The sequence below is a fragment of the Faecousia intestinalis genome, from assembly GCF_040096185.1.
Classification (GTDB): domain Bacteria; phylum Bacillota; class Clostridia; order Oscillospirales; family Oscillospiraceae; genus JAZOXB01.
In genome coordinates this window covers 1-12,068 of sequence record NZ_JBBMFF010000213.1, presented here as the reverse complement: position 1 = coordinate 12,068, position 12,068 = coordinate 1, and the positions used below count along the sequence as shown (strand labels likewise).

Below are 12,068 nucleotides of genomic sequence, written 5' to 3'. Positions count from 1 at the left end.
GCGATTGAACCGCCGTGTACCGAACGGTACGCACGGTGGTGTGAGAGGACGGGACTAAACGTCCCTCCTACTCGGTTCCGATTCCTGACCGGACATTACTGCTTCTTCACGCTGCAGACGAAGTTCCAGCTGTCGCGGCACATATCGGCCACGGTCTTCTCGGCCTTCCATCCAAGGATGGTCTCCGCCTTGTGCGTGTCCGCCCACATCTGGGGCAGGTCGCCCTCACGGCGCGGGCCGATGACATAGGGCACGTTCACGCCCGTGGCCTCCATAAACGTGTTCACCAGCTCCAGCACGCTCACGGCGTGGCCGGTGCCCAGATTGAAGGCCTCCGCGCCCGTGTGCTCCATGGCATAGTCGATGGCCTTGAGATGGCCCTTGGCCAGATCGACGACATGCAGATAGTCGCGGCGGCAGGTGCCGTCCGGCGTGGGATAGTCGTCGCCGAAGATCGTCAGCTTGTCCAGCTGACCGGCCGCCACGCGGGCGATATAGGGCATGAGATTGTTCGGAATGCCGTTCGGATCGTCGCCGAGCAGGCCCGAGGGATGGCCGCCGATGGGGTTGAAGTAGCGCAGCAGCACGGCCGTGAAGCCCGGCGTTGCGGTGCAGTAGTCGCGCAGGATCTGCTCGATCATGACCTTCGTCCAGCCGTAGGGGTTCGTTGCAACATAGGTGGGCATCGTCTCGACATAGGGAATGGCGTTGTCCGGGCCATAGACCGTCGCGGAGGACGAGAACACGAAGCGCGTGCAGCCCGCCTGCGCCATTTCCTCGAGCAGGGCCAGCGTGGAATCCAGATTGTTGCGGTAATAGGCCAGCGGGATATGGCAGCTCTCGCCGACCGCCTTGAAGCCCGCAAAATGCACGACGGCATCGATGCGGTGCGCGGTGAAGATCTCATGCAGGACGGCGCGGTCCTTCGCATCCGCCTGATAGAACGCGGGGCGCTTGCCCGTGATGGTCTCGATCTTGTCGATGACCGTACCGGACGCATTGGACAGGTCGTCCAGAATGACGACGTCGTGGCCCGCCTCAAGCAGCTCGACGCAGGTGTGGCTGCCGATGAAGCCCGCGCCGCCGGTTACCAGAATTTTCATAACGATCCCTCCTGATCTGCAGTGCCGAGGAAGCGGCGGAATGCCGCCCGCCCGGCTTCATTTCGTTTGAAGACGCCCGCGTCTTCCAGCACCTGCGCAAACACCGCGCCGACCTCCCGGCGCAGAATGTCCGCCGTGTTTTCCGGCGTGAACGTATAACGTGTTTTCAGTTCGTCGACCCAGTCGGCATGCTTGCCGAGGGTCTCGTCCGCACGGATGTCCGCGCCGGACAGGATGGCCTGCTCCAGTGCGGCCAGCTCGCCCTTCAGGCGGGCAGGCAGAACGGCAAGGCCCATGACCTCGATGAGGCCGATGTTCTCTTTTTTGATATGGTGCAGGGCCGCATGCGGGTGGAACACGCCGAGCGGATGCTCCGGCGTTGTGATGTTGTTGCGCAGGACGAGGTCCAGCTCATAGTCTACGCCGCGGCGGCGGGCAATGGGCGTGATGGTGTTGTGCGGCTCGCCGTCCGTCTCGGCAAAGACGAAGGCGCTTTCGTCCGTGTAGCCGCGCCATGCGCGCAGGATACGGTCGGCCAGCTCCACAAGGCGGTCGCTGTCCGGGCCGGTCAGGCGCAGAACGGACATCGGCCACTTGACGATGCCTGCGCGGATATCGTCAAAGCCGCAGAAGCGGACAGGCTCCTCGACAGGCGCGCGCTCCATGGCAAATGTGTAGTGCCCACCCTGGAAATGATCGTGGCTCAGGATGGAGCCACCGACGATGGGCAGGTCGGCGTTCGAGCCGACAAAGTAGTGCGGGAACTGGCCGACGAAGTCCAGCAGCTTGCGGAAGGCCGCGCGGTCGATCTTCATCGGCGTATGCGTGCCGTTGAAGACGATGCAGTGCTCGTTATAATAGACATACGGCGAATACTGCAGATACCAGCCGCTGCCGTTGATCGTCACGGGAATGACGCGGTGGTTTTGGCGGGCCGGATGATTCATCCGTCCGGCATAGCCCTCGTTTTCGGCGCAGAGAGCGCACTTGGGATAGCCGGACTGCGGCGCGAGCTTGGCAGCCGCAATGGCGCGCGGGTCCTTCTCCGGCTTGGAGAGGTTGATCGTGATGTCCAGCGGACCGTAGGCGCTCTCGTAGACCCACTTCTGATCGCGCGCGATGCGGTCGCGGCGGATATAATTCGTGTTCTGGCTGAAGGCGTAGAACCAGTCCGTCGCCCGCTCCGGTGAGACGGCATACAGGCTGCGGAATTTAGCCCGCACCTCATGCGGAGCAGGTGTCAGCACGCCCATCAGCTTCGTATCAAACAGGTCGCGCGCCACGGAATTATCCTGTGCAACGCCGCGGGAAACGGCGTCCTCCGTCAGTTCGCGGAGCAGGTCCGCCAGCGGCAGCTCTGCCGGGGCGCAGTCAGGGTCGCAGCCGTCGAGCTGCAGGGCCTCAAGCAGACGGTTGCGCGCCCAGAGGCGGTCGTCCGCCTCAATGAGGCCGGTATCCTCCGCATAGCGGAGCAGGCCGGCGATGCAGGCGTCAATCATGGCTGCACACCTCCGCCAGAATGCCACCCTCCGGGCGGATGGACAGCACATGGCAGCTGCCCTCGCCCAGGACGGCCTCGATGCCGCCGCGGAATTCCTCGAGCTGCTCATTCGGCACGAAGGCCTGAATGGTGCCCGCAAAACCGCCGCCGTGCACGCGGCATGCGCCGTGGCCACCCAGCAGATGCTTGGCCAGCGCCAGCGCGAACGCGACCTCCTGACGGGCCGTGCGGCCCTCGGGGATCACATTCTGCAGATACATCCACGACGAATCGCCGGATTCCTTGACGTACTCAAGGAAGGCGGGAAAATTGTCGTTTTCGAGTGCACGTAGCTGCAGGCGAACGCGCTTGTTGTCCTCATAGACATGGATCGCGCGCAGCACGGCGCGGTCCCCTGCCGCCTGCCGCACCTCGCCGAGGCGGGCGTAGAACTCGTCCTCCGGCACATCGCGCAGGGCCTCCTTGCCGAACACACGGCACACGGCCTTCAACTCGTTCGTGATGGCGGCATAGCAGTCCGTCAGGTCGCTGTGGCTCGCGCCGGAATCGATGATGCACAGGCTGTAGCCGCAGGAGGCGAAGTCAAAGGCGACGGGCTGGATCTTCGGATGGGCCGGATCGGCAAAATCGATGCCGATGATGTTGCCGACGGCGGACGCCGTCTGGTCCATCAGGCCGCAGGGTTTTCCGAAGTAGACGTTTTCGGCATACTGGCCGACCTGCGCGATCTCCGGAGCCGTCAGTCCGCAGCTGCCGAGGTGGTTCAGGATCACACCGATGAGGACCTCGAACGCCGCCGAGGATGACAGGCCGCTGCCCGGCAGCACCGTGGAGGTCACATAGGCGTCAAAGGCCATGGGCGAATGGCCCAGCGCGGCGAACCGCGCAGCAATGCCGCGGACGAGGGCCTTCGTCGTACCCGCCTCGGCGGGGACGGCCTCCAGCTCTGACAGGGAGACCTCGCAGAGGGGATAGCCCTCGGACAGCACGCGGATCGCGCCGCGCTCGCTGCGGGCGACGGCCGCCACGGTGTCGAGGTTCACGGCGCCCGCCAGCACGCAGCCGTGCTGATGGTCCGTGTGGTTGCCGCCGATCTCCGTGCGGCCGGGTGCGGAGAATACGAAGCCGGGCTTCGTGCCAAACTGATCTGTAAATCGCTTCTTGAGAGATTCGTACATCGGAATGACGCACCTTTCTGTGATTTCTTTTTGTTCGCTTTTTATTACCGATATCTTTATTTTAGGGAAATATGTTGCGGATGCAATGGAATTTTCAAGCGCTGATATGGAAATTTGTTGCCTTTTGTGGTATTCTGGTACGGGAGGCGGGTATCATGGCAGTTTACTTCAAGAATTCCTATAAATCCGACGGCGCCGCTCTGCCGCTGTCGGTAAAAAATGTCGGGTTTCAGCAATGCACACCCGGCTACCGCTGGGGCGCGGGCGTGCGGGATCACTATCTCATCCACTACGTCGTTTCCGGCCGCGGGACGTTCACGGCGGCCGGGCGGGCCTTCCCCGTGCGCGCGGGCGAGGTCTTTCTCGTCTGGCCGAATGTCGTGGTGAGCTACGAGGCAGACACGGAATCGCCGTGGGAATACTACTGGCTCGGCTTCAGCGGGCCGGATGCCGCCGCCCTGCTGGCGCGCACGGACCTGCGCCCGGACGCGCCCGTGCTGCACATCGACTTCGGGCGGACGTTCCAGCGCTACATCACCGCGATCTACGAGGCGCGCGGCCAGTCCGCGTGGAGCCGGACGCAGATGCTGGGCTATGCCTACCTGCTGCTCGGCAAGCTCATCGAGGGACGGGAAGGCCCAGAGGACCGCGGAGACGTCATCGACCGCGCGGCGGCCTATATCGAGAACAACTACGCCGAGCCCATCACCGTCGACGACATCGCCACCTTTGCCGGGGTGAGCCGCAGCTGGCTCTACCGCGGCTTCATGCAGCGCTTCGGCCGCTCCCCCACCGCCCTGCTGCGGGAGACCCGGCTGAAAACGGCGCGCACCCTGCTGCGCGGCACGACGATGCATATCTCCGAGATCGCATGGTCCGTCGGCTACCCGGACGCGCTCTATTTCTCGCGCGTGTTTGCCGCCAGCGAGGGCTGCTCCCCGAGCGTCTACCGCGCCGGGCAGGAGCATACCTGATACAGAAAACGGGACCGCCGACGAGGCGATCCCGTTTTTTGAAACTCAAAGCACTTTTGCCAAAAATTCCTGAAGCCGCGGGTTTTTCGGCGCGCCGAAGATCTGCTCCGGCGTGCCCTCCTCGACGAGCTTGCCCTGATCGAGGAAGAGCACGCGGTTTCCGACCTCGCGGGCAAAGCCCATCTCATGTGTAACGACGACCATGGTCATGCCGGTGTGCGCCAGCTCCTTCATGACGTCGAGCACCTCGCCGACCATCTCGGGGTCGAGCGCGGATGTCGGCTCGTCGAACAGCATGACCTCCGGCTCCATCATGAGCGCGCGCACGATGGCCACGCGCTGCTTCTGGCCGCCGGAGAGCTGGATGGGATAGGCGTCAGCACGGTCCTCGAGGCCGACGCGGCGCAGCAGCTGCAGGGCCTTTTCCGTGGCCATTTCGCGCGGCATACGGAGCACCTTTTCCGGCGCCAGCGTCATATTCTGCAGGATGGTCCGGTGCGGAAAGAGGTTGAAATGCTGGAAGACCATGCCCATCTTCTGGCGCAGCTGGTCGATGTTGACCTTTTTCTGCGTGATATCGACGCCGTGGAACAGGATAGATCCGCTCGTCGGCATCTCCAGCAGGTTCAGGCTGCGCAGGAACGTGCTCTTGCCGGAGCCGGAGGGGCCGATGGCCGCGATGACATCGCCCTGCCGGATATCGACGGAGATGCCGTCCAGCGCGCGGATGGCGTCCTTTTTGAAATACTTGCAGAGATTCTGCACGGAGATGATGACATTATCTGCGGTCGCCACGGCTCATTCTCCTTTCGAAATACTGGATGATCTTCGACGTCGGGAACGTCAGGCAGAAATACACGCAGGCAGCGATGATCAGCGGCTCACCGATGGAGAACGTCGCGGACTTCACGGAGTTCACTGCGGACATGATCTCCTGCACGCCGATGGTATAGCAGATGGACGACTCCTTGATGATCGTCACGAACTCATTGGCGATGGCCGGGAGGATGTTCTTGATGGCCTGCGGCAGCACGATGGACTGCAGCGTCTGGCGGCGCGTCAGGCCGAGGCTGCGGGCGGCCTCCGACTGGCCGGGGTCGATGCTCTGGATACCGGCGCGGATAATCTCGCTGAGGTAGGCAGCGGAGTTCAGCGCCAGCGAAATGACGCCCGGCAGAAAGCGCTCAAAGCGAATGAAGCCGAACAGCTTGAACGACGGCAGATTCACGCCGCCGAACACAATGTAGTAGATGATAAACAGCTGCACGAGCATCGGCGTCGCGCGGAACACCTCCACATAGATGGACGCGAAAATGCTCAGAGGCTTGATGCGGCTCATACGCATCAACGCCAGAACGAGAGCCAGCAGAAAGCCAAACACGACCGTCAGGAACGACAGCGAGACGGTGCAGATCATGCCCTCCTTGAACATGGTCAGATATTTTAGGGCGGCGCGGAAGCCATTGACAGAAAGCAACGGGGGTCCCTCCTTTTTTATTTTGACAGACAGGCAGACTTCTCTCGCCGTTCCGGCGGGAGAAGTCTGCGATTTCCTTACTCTTTCAGATGCGTGCTTACCCCTGATTATCCAGCAGACCTTCGTAGGTATTGCCCTCGGCGAGCGTGTTGGCCTCGGCAACGAACTCGTCCATGGAGCCGTCCTCCTTGGCAGCGGCAATGGCGAGGTTCACGGCAGCCAGCAGCGCGCCGTTGCCCTTGCTCACACCGACGACGGAGCCCTCCTGCTCATAGGGGACGTCGAACTTGACACACAGCTCCGGATAGTTCTTGGCATAGGCCTCGGCAACGACCGTTTCGATGAACGCGCCGTCCAGCTTGCCGCTCAGCAGCTCTGCAATGATATCCGTGACCTTCGAGAGCTCCACGATATCGGCGTCCGGCGTGTTCTCCTTGGCGAGGTCGGCCTGAATGGAGCCGAGCTGCGCGCCGATCTGGTACTCCGCCTTGTTGGCGTCGGCCAGCGTGGAGAAGGAATCCGCCTTGTCCTGCACGGTCACGAACGACTGGCCGCCGACATAGTAGATATCCGAGAAGTCCATCTTGTCCTCACGGGTGGGATCAGGTGAATAGCCGGAAAGCACAAGATCGACCTTCTTCGCACTGAGCTCGCTGAGCGTGCCGTCGAAGTCCATGGGGATGATCTCAAGCTCCAGACCGAGGTAATCAGCGATGTACTGTGCAAGCGCAATGTCGAAGCCCACAAGCGTCGGATTCTCGTTCTCATCGATGGAATAGAATTCATACGGCGCGAAGTCCGGACTGGTCGCGACGGTCAGCTTGCCGTCCGTGACCGTCTTCAGCAGAGGCTTCAGCTCCTCGATGGACATGGATGCATAATCGGTTTCATCTGCGTCTGCGCCCTTGCCGCAGCCCGCAAACAGAGACAGCGCCAGCGCAAGGGCCAGCGTCAGGACGATCCATTTTTTCATGCTTTCATTCTCCTTCATGTTCCGGCGGAGCGTGTCCGCTTTATCGTTTGAATTTATATACATTCTATATCAATTTTTATTCAAAGTCAATCTCAAAAACCGACGAAGAATCCGTCATGCAGAGACACAATGCTGTGCAGCTTTCACAAGAACGGCCCAGAAATTGAATTTTCTGAAATAGCAAAAATATGGCTTGACAAATTCCGCAAAATGAAGTACAATAACTCACGCAAATCGCGCCATGCTACTGTGGCTCAGTTGGTAGAGCAGCTGATTCGTAATCAGCAGGTCGCCGGTTCGAGTCCGGCCAGTAGCTCCAAAAGCAGTCCTTGTTCGCAAGGGCTGCTTTTTCGTTGTAGAAACCACCCCCACCGGCTGCGCCGGTGGGGGCTTTTCTCGGTAAAACCGGCCGCCCGGAAAACCCGGACGGCCGGTTTGAAATTGTGTTACAGCAGCGCCTTTTTCTGCTCCAGCCGGTCGTAGTTATGCAGCCAGTCGGATTTAAGGAAGTAGATGAGGAAAATGATACAGCTCACGCCCCAGGTGAGCGGATAGGCCGTGAAGATGACGTCGATTTTGGCCACAAGCGGCACGACGATGGAGATATAGGCCACGCGCAGCACACACCAGATGGCAAGCATGATGAACATCGGCACCATCGGCTTGCCAGCGCCGCGCATGATGCCCGCGATGCAGTGGGCAAAGGCAAGGAAGCAGAAGAACAGCGCCTCCACATGGGCCTGCCGCACGCCGATCTCAATGACGGCGGGGTCGTTCTGGAAAATGGCCACGAGCGGCTCTGCCAGCAGGAACAGCACCACGCCGATGCACTCGGCCAGCGTTGTGGAGCAGACGATGCCGAAGCGCACGCCCTTCTTCACGCGCTCATACTGATGCGCGCCGAGGTTCTGGCTGACGAAGGTCGTCAGCGCCATCGTGAAGCAGGTGATGGGAAGGAAGGCAAAGCCCTCGAGCTTGGCATAGGTGCCGCAGCCCGCCATGGCGTTCGAGCCGAAGGCGTTGATGTTGCTCTGCACGATGACGTTTGCAAAGGCGATGATGGAATTCTGCACGCCGGAGGGCAGGCCGAAGTGGATAACCTGCTTGAGCATAGGCAGATGGAAGCGAATTTTGCGCAGGCACACACGGTAGACCGTGTCATAGTGGCACAGGCGGAAGATGCACAGGCCGAGGCTCACGAACTGCGAAATACTCGTGGCCAGTGCGGCAGACCAGACCCCCCAATGGAACACACCGACAAACAGCAGGTCGAGCGCGATGTTCACAAGCGACGACAGGATCAGGTAATACAGCGGGTGGCGGCTGTCTCCCACGGCCTGCAGGATGCCGACGCAGAGGTTATACATGACGATGGCTATGGAGCCCGCAAAATACATCCGGAAATAGTCGATGGAGTTCGGCAGCACGTCCGCATCCGTCTTCATGAGGCGCAGCAGCTGCGGCGTGAGCGTCATGCCGAGCACCGTCAGCACGATGCCCGCCGTCAGGCCGAAGGCCAGCGTCGTATGGACGGCCGTCTGGAGTTTCTCGTTGTCCTTCGCGCCGTAGTAGCGTGCGATGACGACGCCCGCGCCGACGGCGATGCCGTTGAAAAAGCCGACGAGCAGGAAGATCAGACTGCCGGAGGAGCTGACGGCGGCATAGGCGTTCTTATCCAGGAAGCGGCCGACGATAAAGGCGTCAGCTGTGTTGTAGAGCTGTTGGAAAATGTTTCCGAGCAGGATAGGCAGGGCAAAAAACAGCATGCCGCGCCAGATCGAGCCGGAGGTCAGCGAATGCTTCATCTTCGTCTCCTTTTCTTTTCTGAAATTTTATTTAGGCACAGACGTTCTGTGCCGCAATCATGCTTGAGGACCGGAAATCGGGGGGAAGGAAAGAAGGAACGGAAACCGTCAGGGTCTCCCTTCTCGTTCCATCACTCCCGCAGCGGCAAAAAAATGCAAAATAATAATTCTATTTTACACTTTTGCAAACGGCTTGGCGAAAAAGTCCGAAAGGACCTTTGGGATAAGCTGCAGACCTGCTGCCTAAAATTGGCCGCAGGTCTTTTTTGCAGAGATTCTGCCATAATTATAGCATGGTTTTTCCGTTCCCGCAAGTCCTGCTGCACGCCGCGATAAAAAATGCTGCGGAGGTCCTCCGCAGCATCGGGCCGTCAGGGCTTCAGTTTCTGCACCGCATCCGTGATGGTCTGCTCCACGGCATCGGCGGCCTTCTGCGCCTCCCGGCGCACGCCGGACTGCCGCGGCAGCATCAGCGCTACCGTGCCGCCTGCGGCCATGCCGAGGCCGAGCGTCAGCAAAAAGGATCGTACCTGCATCGTTCTTCCTCCCTTCACGCTTTTCTGCACGGTTAGCATGCCCGCGCCTGCGCAAAAAAAACTTCAGCTTTTTGCCAAGCTGCTTTCGAAATTGCAAAAATGAAATTTTGAAATATTATCTTGCAATTTTTCCCGCTGCGGGGAGTGATGGAACGAGAAGGGAGACCCTGACGGTTTCTATTCCTGCTTTTCTTCCCCTCCGAAGCTTTTGGCCGGCAGTTTTTTGACCGTCTGTCACTTTTCATTTTTGAATTGCTGTGCTATACTGAAGGAAAATCCCATGCACAGAGAGGAACGGACTATGACAACAATCTACCTGATCCGGCACGCGGAGGCGGAGGGCAATGTCTTCCGCCGCATCCACGGCCAATATGATTCCTGCGTGACGCCGAACGGCCGCCGCCAGATCGCGGCGCTGGCGCAGCGCTTTGCAGGCATCCCCGTCGACGCGGTCTATGCCAGCGATCTGAAGCGCACCTGCCTGACGGCGACGGCCATCTACCGGCAGAAGGGCCTGCCGCTCCACCGCGACGCGCGCTTCCGCGAGGTCGGCCTCGGCCCGTGGGAGGACACGCCGTTTGGCGAGTTGGAGCGACGTTATCCCGCGCAGCTGCACGCCTTCTCTCACGATTCCTACCATTGGTATGTGGAGGGCGCGGAGTGCTTCCTGCAATATGCACACCGCTTCCTTGCCGGGCTGGACGACGTCGTCCGCCGTCACGAAGGACAGTCCATCGCCATTTTCTCTCACGGCATGGTCCTGCGCGGCGCGCTGATAGAGCTGTTCTTCCCCGGGCAGGACGAAGGCGTCAGCCACAGTGAAAACACGGCCGTCACGGAGCTGCACTGGGAAAACGGCAGCTATGAGCTGATCTCGCTGAACGACGCTACGCACCTGACGCCGGAGCTCTCGACGCTCGGCCGCCAGAACTGGTGGCGCGGCAGCCGCTATCTGGATTTCAATATGTGGTATCGCGACGTGGCTCCGGAGGACGCTCCCCTGCTGGCCGCGCTTGGCTGCCCGCAGACGGAGCCGGGCGACCGCGTTCGCATCGCCATGCTGCGCGATACTCCCGCCGGGATGGTCGCCACGCGCCGCCTGGACGGCGATGAGGGCGCGCTGCTGCATCTTGCCCTGCTGCCGGAGCACCGCGGCTGCGGGCTGGCGGCGCAGCTTCTGGGCGAGGCGATCTGCCCGCTGCGTGCCGAGGGCGCAAAGCACCTGCGCCTGCTTCGCCCGGTAACGGACAAGGGCACAAAGCGCCTGCTCGCCACCTATGGCATCACGGACGGCTGCTCCATCGTGCCGACGGAGGAATAACTACTTCTTGCTTTCTCCTGCCCGGCATGGTAGAATGGGCTTACAGAAAAGAAAGAGAGGTACCTCCCATGACAGAACCCTATGTCAACCCTGCGGAGCTTCCGGTGAAGCGCCGCGAAAACATCGCCCTCGGTGTGCTCGGCGCGCTGCTCTTCTCCGCCGCCGGTGGCCTGGTCCATTTCGGCTTGCTTCAGCTCGGCTATATCGCGTGGATCAGCGCGCTGGTCGGCATGGCCGCCGGTTACTTCGGCTATGGCCTGTTTTCCGGCCGGAAGAACACCGTGCACGGCGCGATCCTCGCCGTCGTGTTCACCATGCTGATGATCGTCGCCGCCGAATATTTCGGTCTGGCAAAGGAGATTTTTGATGCGTTCAAGGAAACCTACGATATCGCGTTCCGCGATGCCCTGGCATCCGTTCCCGATTTCCTGACGGAGGCGGAAATCCGAACCAGCGTTCTGAAGGACCTTGGCATCGCCTTTGTCTTCAGCATTCTGGAGGCCGTCTTCTTCATCCGCGATGCCGTCCGCAAGTCCAAGGCCGCCGCTGCCGCCGAGACAGAGGCCGCGGCAAAGAACCCCGCAGAGTTCTGATTCCCGATCTATAGACGGAGAGCCGCCCACCGAGGGCGGCTCTTTTCAGCTTGTCAAAAAAAGTCCCTTCGGGCCTTTTCGCCAAGCTGCTTTCCGAATTGCAAAATCAAATTTTGCAGCATGATTTTGCAATTCTGCCGCTGCGGCGGGTGATTGAACGTGAAAGGACACCCTGACGGTTTCCTTTCACACTTTCCTTCCCTCCGAAACCTTCGGCTGGGCAGGGTTTTTGACAGTCTGAGCCGCCCATCGAGGGCGGCTTTTCAACTGTCAGGAAAGCCATTCGGGTCTTTGGGGCGATGGGATGCCATACACTTCCGACTGCGTTCTGCAGGGCTTTCGATACACTGACACCAAAAAAGAAAGACACGCATCAGCGTGTCTTTCTTTTTTGGAGGTGCCGCCCAGATTTGAACTGGGGAGTCAGGGTTTTGCAGACCCTTGCCTTACCACTTGGCCACGGCACCATATGAAGCTATCTTGTTATCTTGTAAAAAAGGAACGCGGGGTGCGTTCCTTCAGTTAACGAATGGAGCGGGTGACGAGGCTCGAACTCGCTACCTCCACCTTGGCAAGGTGGCGCTCTACCAGATGAGCTACACCCGCA

11 protein-coding genes and 3 tRNA genes are annotated in these 12,068 nt (G+C 60.5%); 4 read left to right on the top strand and 10 right to left on the bottom strand.

What is annotated here, in order from left to right:
• Window positions 1-95: 95 nt before the first annotated feature.
• Genes galE through WMO66_RS07595 form a run of 3 tightly spaced genes read right to left on the bottom strand, consistent with a single transcriptional unit; the run spans window position 96 to window position 3,782 of the window.
• Entirely contained in the window at window positions 96-1,103 is a 1,008-nt protein-coding gene (galE, locus tag WMO66_RS07605) for a UDP-glucose 4-epimerase GalE (protein ID WP_349135813.1), read from the bottom strand.
• Window positions 1,100-2,602: a UDP-glucose--hexose-1-phosphate uridylyltransferase gene (galT, locus tag WMO66_RS07600; RefSeq protein ID WP_349135812.1), complete on the bottom strand. Its 1,503-nt coding sequence runs from the start codon at window positions 2,600-2,602 to the stop codon at window positions 1,100-1,102. Before galT ends, galE begins: the two co-directional genes overlap by 4 nt.
• Window positions 2,595-3,782: a galactokinase gene (locus tag WMO66_RS07595; protein ID WP_349135811.1), complete on the bottom strand. Its 1,188-nt coding sequence runs from the start codon at window positions 3,780-3,782 to the stop codon at window positions 2,595-2,597. The genes galT and WMO66_RS07595 overlap by 8 nt, the downstream gene beginning before the upstream one ends.
• 155 nt (window positions 3,783-3,937) lie before the next feature.
• Here WMO66_RS07595 and WMO66_RS07590 point away from each other — a divergent pair, with 155 nt between their 5' ends.
• Entirely contained in the window at window positions 3,938-4,756 is an 819-nt protein-coding gene (locus tag WMO66_RS07590) for an AraC family transcriptional regulator (RefSeq protein WP_349135809.1), read from the top strand.
• Between the two features lie 45 nt (window positions 4,757-4,801).
• Here the strand turns inward: WMO66_RS07590 and WMO66_RS07585 are convergent, their stop codons facing one another.
• The 3 genes from WMO66_RS07585 to WMO66_RS07575 form a co-directional block, all read right to left on the bottom strand.
• Window positions 4,802-5,530 (bottom strand): amino acid ABC transporter ATP-binding protein, encoded by a 729-nt coding sequence (locus WMO66_RS07585; protein WP_349135815.1) that lies wholly within the window; start codon window positions 5,528-5,530, stop codon window positions 4,802-4,804.
• Window positions 5,531-5,534: 4 nt separating this feature from the next.
• Window positions 5,535-6,233 (bottom strand): amino acid ABC transporter permease, encoded by a 699-nt coding sequence (locus WMO66_RS07580; protein ID WP_349135808.1) that lies wholly within the window; start codon window positions 6,231-6,233, stop codon window positions 5,535-5,537.
• A 97-nt stretch (window positions 6,234-6,330) separates the two neighbouring features.
• The gene (locus WMO66_RS07575; RefSeq protein WP_349135807.1) at window positions 6,331-7,206 is read right to left on the bottom strand and encodes a transporter substrate-binding domain-containing protein; all 876 of its coding nucleotides are present in this window, start codon (window positions 7,204-7,206) and stop codon (window positions 6,331-6,333) included.
• A 243-nt stretch (window positions 7,207-7,449) separates the two neighbouring features.
• Between WMO66_RS07575 and WMO66_RS07570 the strand changes: the two genes are divergently transcribed.
• A tRNA-Thr gene (locus WMO66_RS07570) sits at window positions 7,450-7,525 on the top strand.
• 127 nt (window positions 7,526-7,652) lie between these two features.
• On the opposite strand, the gene WMO66_RS07565 is transcribed toward WMO66_RS07570, so the two are convergent.
• Window positions 7,653-9,011: an MATE family efflux transporter gene (locus tag WMO66_RS07565; RefSeq protein ID WP_349135806.1), complete on the bottom strand. Its 1,359-nt coding sequence runs from the start codon at window positions 9,009-9,011 to the stop codon at window positions 7,653-7,655.
• 371 nt (window positions 9,012-9,382) lie between these two features.
• Complete coding sequence (locus WMO66_RS07560) at window positions 9,383-9,547, bottom strand: hypothetical protein (protein WP_349135805.1); 165 nt, start codon at window positions 9,545-9,547, stop codon at window positions 9,383-9,385.
• A gap of 301 nt (window positions 9,548-9,848) precedes the next feature.
• Here WMO66_RS07560 and WMO66_RS07555 point away from each other — a divergent pair, with 301 nt between their 5' ends.
• Window positions 9,849-10,868 carry a GNAT family N-acetyltransferase gene (locus WMO66_RS07555; RefSeq protein ID WP_349135804.1) on the top strand — a complete coding sequence of 340 codons (1,020 nt, stop codon included), beginning with the start codon at window positions 9,849-9,851 and terminating at the stop codon, window positions 10,866-10,868.
• Between the two features lie 68 nt (window positions 10,869-10,936).
• Complete coding sequence (locus WMO66_RS07550; protein ID WP_349135803.1) at window positions 10,937-11,461, top strand: hypothetical protein; 525 nt, start codon at window positions 10,937-10,939, stop codon at window positions 11,459-11,461.
• A 392-nt stretch (window positions 11,462-11,853) separates the two neighbouring features.
• Here the strand turns inward: WMO66_RS07550 and WMO66_RS07545 are convergent.
• A tRNA-Cys gene (locus tag WMO66_RS07545) sits at window positions 11,854-11,928 on the bottom strand.
• Between the two features lie 63 nt (window positions 11,929-11,991).
• Window positions 11,992-12,067 (bottom strand) — tRNA-Gly (locus WMO66_RS07540).
• Between the last annotated feature and the right edge of the window lies 1 nt (window position 12,068).

What these genes read in the sequence shown, in the direction of transcription:
- WMO66_RS07595 (WP_349135811.1), bottom strand. Translation starts at nt 3,782, where the DNA reads ATGTACGAATCTCTCAAGAAGCGATTTACAGATCAGTTTGGCACGAAG.
- galE (WP_349135813.1), bottom strand. Translation starts at nt 1,103, where the DNA reads ATGAAAATTCTGGTAACCGGCGGCGCGGGCTTCATCGGCAGCCACACC.
- galT (WP_349135812.1), bottom strand. Translation starts at nt 2,602, where the DNA reads ATGATTGACGCCTGCATCGCCGGCCTGCTCCGCTATGCGGAGGATACC.
- WMO66_RS07560 (WP_349135805.1), bottom strand. Translation starts at nt 9,547, where the DNA reads ATGCAGGTACGATCCTTTTTGCTGACGCTCGGCCTCGGCATGGCCGCA.
- WMO66_RS07565 (WP_349135806.1), bottom strand. Translation starts at nt 9,011, where the DNA reads ATGAAGCATTCGCTGACCTCCGGCTCGATCTGGCGCGGCATGCTGTTT.
- WMO66_RS07555 (WP_349135804.1), top strand. Translation starts at nt 9,849, where the DNA reads ATGACAACAATCTACCTGATCCGGCACGCGGAGGCGGAGGGCAATGTC.
- WMO66_RS07575 (WP_349135807.1), bottom strand. Translation starts at nt 7,206, where the DNA reads ATGAAAAAATGGATCGTCCTGACGCTGGCCCTTGCGCTGGCGCTGTCT.
- WMO66_RS07550 (WP_349135803.1), top strand. Translation starts at nt 10,937, where the DNA reads ATGACAGAACCCTATGTCAACCCTGCGGAGCTTCCGGTGAAGCGCCGC.
- WMO66_RS07590 (WP_349135809.1), top strand. Translation starts at nt 3,938, where the DNA reads ATGGCAGTTTACTTCAAGAATTCCTATAAATCCGACGGCGCCGCTCTG.